Origin of the sequence: Coleofasciculus sp. C1-SOL-03, assembly GCF_040220555.1 — a bacterium.
GTDB lineage: Bacteria > Cyanobacteriota > Cyanobacteriia > Cyanobacteriales > Coleofasciculaceae > Coleofasciculus.
Genome location: NZ_JAVJUO010000256.1, coordinates 1 through 7355, shown reverse-complemented (window position 1 = coordinate 7355; position 7355 = coordinate 1). Strand labels below are relative to the sequence as shown.

Below are 7355 nucleotides of genomic sequence, written 5' to 3'. Positions count from 1 at the left end.
TGAGTACCCAGGGACTCTGGGGGAAAGAAATTGGCTGTCAAGTCGGGCTGTCGGGGGCATGGGTCCTAGATAAGTGGCGCAGGGCAGCAATGTCTAACAGCGATGTTGGAAGCCTACATCATAATCTTTGATTTGATGTAGGAGGATGTCACGAGATGCCATAATCCTTTTCGGGTAGCTTTGAGTGAGGACGAGATAGAATGACGGATAGAGCAGAATTACTCGAAATTATTGAGAAGGCAGCCCGTGAAGGAGTAACCGAGCTAGATTTATCGGGGGAAGGTATTACAGAGATACCGGAATGTATCGGTCAGTTGACTAACCTTCAATATCTGAATTTAGATGATAATCAAATAACAGAGATACCGGAATGTATCGGTCAATTAACTAACCTTCAATATCTGAATTTAAAGAGAAACAAAATAACAAATATACCGGAATATATCGTTCAATTAACTAACCTTCAATATCTGAATTTAGGGAGAAATAAAATAACAAATATACCGGAATGTATTGACCAATTAACTAACCTTCAACAGCTAGATTTATCGGACAATTAAATAACAGAGATACCGGAACGTCTTAGTCAATTAACTAACCTTCAATCGCTGCGTTTAGTGTTTAATTATATAACAGAGATACCAGAATGCATTGGTCAATTAACTAACCTTCAAACTCTGGATTTAGGAAAAAATCAGATAACAGAGATACCGGAATGTATTGGTCAATTAACTAACCTTAAATCGCTGAATTTAGGGATGAATCAGATAACAGAAATACCGGAACGTCTTGGTAAATTAACTAACCTTAAATCGCTTGGTTTATGGTGCAATCAGATAACAGAGATACCGGAATGTATTGGTCAATTAACTAATCTTGATTTAGCATTTAATCAGATAACAAAGATACCGGAATGTATTGGTCAATTAACTAATCTTCAAGAGTTGACTTTATCGGCAAATAATATAACAGAAATACCGAAATTTATTGGTCAATTAACTAATCTTAAATTGCTAGCTTTATCAAAGAATCAGATAACAGAGATACCGGAATGTATTAGTCAATTAACTAACCTACAAAAGCTATATTTAGACAATACCCCTCTTAACCCTGTTCTAAAAAGTGCCTATCAAAGCGGACTAGACGAACTAAAAGCCTATTTAAGAAGTATACAAGAACCCGATCAACGTGAAGAATTTTATGAAGCGAAATTAGTGTTAGTCGGTGAAGGCGGAGTAGGAAAAACCACGCTGCTGAAAGCCCTAACCGGGAAAGACCCTCAAACCAATGAACCCACCACTCATGGCGTTGACATTGCCATTCAAGCGCTCCATCTATCCCATCCTCAAAAAGAAAACGTTGAAATTAAACTGAATTCCTGGGACTTTGGCGGTCAGGAAGTCTATCGCGTTACCCACCAATTTTTCTTTAGTAAACGTTCCGTCTACTTACTCGTTTGGGAACCACGCCGAGGTGTGCAGCAATGCCAAGTGGAAGACTGGCTAAAACTGCTGCGGCTGCGAGTTGGCGATGAGGCGCGTGTAATTATTATTTCGACCTATTGCCAATCCGGTCAACATATTGCACGCATCGATAAACCAGTCCTCAAACGTGATTTTGGTGACATGATTGTTGGCTTTCATGAGGTGGATAGTTTAGTCGATGACCCCACTACTGGGGAAAAAGTGGGTATTGCCCAACTCAAACAAATCATTGCAGAAACCGCTCAATCGTTTGACCAAATGGGAGTGGTGCTAAATAAAGCATGGCGAGAGTCACGAGATGAACTCTTGGCAATCAATAAACCTCGAATTTCTTACACGGAATTTACCACAGTCTGTTCAACTCATGGTTTGAATGATATTGCCACAAAAACCTTGGCTGACCTGATGCATGATTTAGGGTATATCGTTTACTACAGTGAGGATGAACGGTTACAGGATGATGTGGTATTACAGCCAGAATGGTTAACTAAAGCCATTGGTTTTGTGCTAGAAGACCGCACAACTCAAAACATGGATGGTATCTTATCGGATAACCGCTTACTAGAGGTATGGTGGGAAAATCCAGCCGATGGGAAAACGCGCTATCCATCAGAGTTGTATCCCTTCTTCCTGCGACTAATGGAAAAATACGATGTCTCCTACCGTTTGGAAGATGGAACCGCCAGTTTAGTGGCGCAACACGTACCCCAAATTCGTCCCAATCTCCCCTGGCTACCAGAGGAAGAACCCGCGAATAATCGGCGGCGAATTGCCACCGTTTGTGTGATGGAAGAATCACCACCGGGACTGATTCCCTGGATGATTGTTCGCACCCATGACTATATCTATCAGCGTCATGAAGCCGATGGGAAAACCCATCGATTACACTGGCAAAAGGGGATGTTCCTGCGGAATAAAACCCATGGCGAGGCGATGCTGGAATTGCGAGACAGAGAACTTCATCTGTATACTGAGGCAGTGTGGCCCGAATACTTTACCAATATCCTTCAGCAAACGCTACAAAAGCTGATTTCTGACACTTGGCCCGGATTGGAGGGTCGTTATTATTTTGCCGTTCCTTGTCCCACTAAGAAACAAGGGAAAGCCTGTATGGGACGGTTTGAAATTGGTGCATTACGCCAGTTTCTGGAAGAAGGGGATACTCACTATCGCTGTCAGTTTTGTCGCACCCGCCACAAAATCGTTGATTTACTCTTCGGTTTAGAAGAGGAAGATACGAGAGAACAATTAAGTCGCATTGAAGTTAAAGTTGAGCGTGGCTTTACCGAAATCCAGCAGAATCTCCAGGAATTTGAAAGCCGCATCGCCAACTATGTGATGGGGATTATGCAAGCCGTCGCCAGCGAATCTAAACGGGGACCGCGACTGTTTACCCTGGAACCGAGGGAGGGGAACTGGCGACGGTTGACGAGTAAAAAGTATCGGCTGCATTTGTGGTGTGAGGAACCGAATTGTCAGCATCCTGTCCCTGATATTGATAAAGGAGTGTATGAGTTTAAAGCGCCGCGTGAATGGGTAGAAAAAGTTGCTCCCTACGCTAATTTAATTGCGGGAGTGTTGAAAACCTTAACCCCGATTACTGCACCCGCCGCAAATATGTTTTTTGGCGAAGACTTCATGAAAGTTAGTAATATTCAATATCAATTGGAGATCATGAAGGAGTTAACCAATACGATTCTCAGCGATAACAAACTCCTGATAGATGGAACCATCGGGATGCGAGATGGCTTACTTACTCAAGCAGAACGTTCGGGAATATTGGCGTTACATTCCTTCTTAAATGAGGAAGACCCCCATCATCAACGGTTGGGACTTAAGCGACTTCCAACCTATACCGGAGACTACCTTTGGTTATGTAAAAAACACTATCAGAATCGTCAGTCTAAAATGCCACAGTTTTAGCTTACTTTTCACGCCATCTAGAACAATCGATATCAAACCTAACCCCAAGGGTACTGACTTTAGAGTTTGTAGTCAGCACTTTAGCGCTTATGGCACTAAAGTGCCTACTACAAAACCCGCTTAAGTCAGCGACATTCGACTTAAGGCTTGGTGGGCAGTGTCCACCCTACTTTTTTGGCACTAGTGGCGTGGCACACCTTATTTGATGAATTAGAATTACGCCCGGAAACTGTAGGGGCGCAAAGACTTGCGCCCGATTCAATGATAAAATCTATTCCACAATTTTAGCTGTGTCAAGCCAGTAGGGGCGCACCCACGTGCGCCCATTTTAACAGTAAAAACCATTATAGGATAAAGACTTGAGGTGAAAAACGTTAAACCCGAAAATGGCTCACTATATCATCAAGCGTCTACTCAACCTGTTACCTGTTCTCCTCGGTATTACCCTGTTAGTCTTTCTCTTCCTGCACCTAATCCCCGGTGACCCAGCAACGGTTCTGCTAGGAGAACGCGCTACCCCTGAACAAGTAGAAGCGTTACGGGAACAACTGGGTTTAAATCAACCCCTACCCCTGCAATACCTCACTTTTATCAACAATCTACTCCATCTCGACTTCGGCACCAGCATTATCAGCGGTATTCCGATTATTGATGAAATTAAAACCCGCTTTCCCGCCACATTTGAATTATCCCTAGCCGCCATGATAGTTGCCGTAATTTTGGGAATCCCGGCTGGCGTTTTAGCGGCTGTTTACAAGAATCGTCCCGCCGATAACATAACCATGATTGGCTCATTGCTAGGGGTTTCTATGCCTGTATATTGGTTAGGATTGCTCTTAATTTATCTGTTTGCCATTACCTTAAACTGGTTTCCCCCCAGTGGACGGATTAGTATTGAAGCGGGATTAACCTTTCAACCGATTACCGGATTTTACCTCTTAGATGCTATTCTAAAATTGGATATCAACCTCTTACAAGATGTTCTAGCTCACCTGATTTTACCCGCTCTAACCCTCGGCACAATTCCCTTAGCCATTTTAGCGCGGATTACTCGTTCTTCTCTGTTAGAGGTTCTATCCCAGGACTATATTCGCACCGCTAGAGCAAAAGGCATTCCCGAACATTGGGTGATTCTTCGCCATGGGCTAAAAAATGCTCTGTTGCCAGTGGTGACAATTATTGGGTTGCAATTTGGTACACTTTTAGGCGGTGCTATTTTAACCGAAACCATCTTCTCGTGGCCCGGAATTGGTTCCTGGATTTACGAAGGAATTTTGGCACGAGACTATCCTGTCGTACAGGGTGGAGTTGTTGTCGTCTCAGTTATCTTTGTCCTGATTAATCTTTTGGTTGATATTTCCTATGCCCTATTTGACCCGAGAATTAAGTATAAATAGCTAGTAACCCTAGGCGGAAGTCATCAGTTATCCTGACTTTTCACGGTATGTGACGCAAAGTGAGTGTGAATTCTGTAGGGGCGGGTTTCACCACTATCTTTTCGGTTGCAACCTGATGTAACTAAACCCGCCCAGACGCGCCATGGCGCGTCTCTACAATAGTTTTTAGACTTCCCGTGAAAAGTCAGATAAATTATCAGGCATCAGAGGGGATATTTTGTATCTGCATGTTACCGTTTTTAGAAAAAATTCCCTATTCCTTGACAAAGGACAAATGACAAAGGACAAATGACAAAGGACAGACAAAGGACAAAGGAATGAAAGCCGTAGTCATGACTACTCCGGGTAACCCAGAAGTGCTGCAATTGCAGGACGTACCCGAACCGAAACTGCAAACCGATAGAGACATATTAGTACGACTCCAAGCCGCCGGGGTTAACCCCATCGACACCAAACTGCGAAACCGTGGTACATTCTATCCCGACGACAGGTCCCCCATTTTAGGCTGTGATGGCGCGGGTGTCGTGGAAGCCGTGGGGTCTGCTGTCAGCCGATTTCAGGTTGGTGATGAGGTGTATTTCTGTGCGGGCGGATTAGGCAAATCAGGTACAGGAAATTATGCCGAACTTACGGTTGTGGATGAACGTTGGGTCGCCCGAAAACCCAAATCCTTATCCTTTACAGAAGCCGCCGCCGCACCGTTAGTGCTAATTACCGCCTGGGAAGCCTTATATGACCGAGGGCGCTTAGAAGCCGGACAAACAGCGCTGATTCATGGCGGTGCGGGTGGTGTGGGACATGTTGCCATTCAGCTTGCCAAAATCAAAGGGGCTGATGTTTGTACAACGGTGAGTTCTCAGGAAAAAGCCCGATTAGTGCGTCAATTAGGTGCAGACCAACCCATCCTTTACAAACAAACCGACTTTGCCCAAGCCGCCTTAGATTGGACAGAGGGAAAGGGTGTAGATGTCGCCTTTGATACTGTTGGCGGTCAAACCTTTTACGACACCGTTCCCGCCGTGAAAGTCTACGGAGATTTAGTCACCATTCTCGAACCTGACTATAATATCGGGAAATTGAAAACAGCGCGATCGCGAAATCTGCGGATTAGCTTAGAACTCATGCTAACGCCGACACTCCAAGGATTAGTAGCAGCCCAGGAACACCAAACCGAGATTCTCGAACAATGCGCCCAATGGATAGATGAAGGCAAACTAAACATTCACCTCTCTCAAACTTTCCTCCTCCCCGACGCCGTTAGCGCTCATCAAGCTATAGAATCAGGATCAAATACTGGAAAAATCGCCTTGCAGATTGCATAAACAGAAGTCCGTGGCACACCTAATTTGATAAATAAGAACCGTAGGGGCGCACCGACGTGCGCCCACCGACGTGCGCCCCGTATCACCCTAGTAGTGGCGTGGCACACCTTATTTGATGAATTAGAATTACGCCCGGAAACTGTAGGGGCGCAAAGACTTGCGCCCGATTCAAGGGTCAAATCTAATCCACCATTTTAGCTGTGCCACGCCAGTAGGGTGGGCATTGCCCACCTGTTGATAAATCATAAGCCTGTCCTCAAAAGTCTCGAAGGGTCAATTGTCTGGGCTTCCTGTAGCTAAACCCGCTCTTATTCGTAAGTCATAACTCATTACTAACAATGGAACAAGAGAACCAACTGCTTCAGCAATATAGCCAAAATCAACGCAACTTTTCGGGGATAAACTTACAGGGTGCAACACTAATTGCTGAAAGACTCCAAGACGCGAACTTCAACCATGCTGACTTGAGCAACACAGTTTTATTTGGCTCAAACTTGAGTCAAACCCTATTCCTGAATACTAACCTTAGTGGCGCTATCTTAGTTGCCACCAATTTAACCGATGCCATCCTGATAGAAGCCAACTTAATCAATGCCAATCTCAGCGGTGCAAAACTCATCGGCGCTCAATTAATCAGCGCTCAATTAACTGGCATTACCATAGTCGGAGCAAATCTGAGCAACGCCAACTTGATTAACGCTGATTTGAGTCAGACCAATTTATATAAAGCAAACCTCAGTTGGAGTGAGTTGAGTCTGACGAATTTAAGTGAGGCGAATTTAAGTGAGGCAGACTTAAGTCATGCGCGTTTAGTCGGCGCTAATTTGACTGGAGCAGATATGAATGGTGCTAATTTGCAGGACACTAATTTCAGTGGAGCTAACCTGACTGAAGTTAACCTAAAAGATACTACATTAAACTTAAATTCGCCCGAATTATTAGCAGAAATTTTACGACAAGCGGCTGGGGACGACAAAGACAAACAAAACCTGGCTGAATTACTGCTCATGTATCGCCAAGGATGGGACTATTTACTCACCCTCAATCAGCCCTTAACTGAATGGGGAATCGAGACGATTAAAGCCATCGCCTCATCTGAACAAAAATTTCCTGAATAGACCTGTTCGTAGTAGGCACTTTAGTGCCATAAAATGCTTGATTGTCAACCCCTAACGTCATGCCTATTGTAGGTTTCTATACTATCGTGTTCTCCTACATCTGGCGGGGTG

5 protein-coding genes are annotated in these 7355 nt (G+C 44.4%); all 5 read left to right on the top strand.

Features of this window, described 5'->3' with window-relative positions; all coding sequences use genetic code 11:
• Nucleotides 1-200: 200 nt before the first annotated feature.
• The 5 genes from RIE73_RS38050 (at nt 201) to RIE73_RS38030 (ending at nt 7244) form a co-directional block, all read left to right on the top strand.
• Nucleotides 201-560 carry a leucine-rich repeat domain-containing protein gene (locus RIE73_RS38050; protein ID WP_446406112.1) on the top strand — a complete coding sequence of 120 codons (360 nt, stop codon included), beginning with the start codon at nt 201-203 and terminating at the stop codon, nt 558-560.
• Entirely contained in the window at nt 561-3407 is a 2847-nt protein-coding gene (locus tag RIE73_RS38045) for a leucine-rich repeat domain-containing protein (RefSeq protein ID WP_446406113.1), read from the top strand.
• Between the two features lie 386 nt (nt 3408-3793).
• Complete coding sequence (locus RIE73_RS38040; protein ID WP_446406111.1) at nt 3794-4804, top strand: ABC transporter permease; 1011 nt, start codon at nt 3794-3796, stop codon at nt 4802-4804.
• A 317-nt stretch (nt 4805-5121) separates the two neighbouring features.
• Nucleotides 5122-6126 (top strand): zinc-dependent alcohol dehydrogenase family protein, encoded by a 1005-nt coding sequence (locus RIE73_RS38035; protein WP_446406110.1) that lies wholly within the window; start codon nt 5122-5124, stop codon nt 6124-6126.
• 338 nt (nt 6127-6464) lie between these two features.
• Nucleotides 6465-7244, top strand: a complete 780-nt coding sequence (locus RIE73_RS38030; protein WP_446406109.1) for a pentapeptide repeat-containing protein — start codon at nt 6465-6467, stop codon at nt 7242-7244.
• Nucleotides 7245-7355 lie beyond the last annotated feature (111 nt).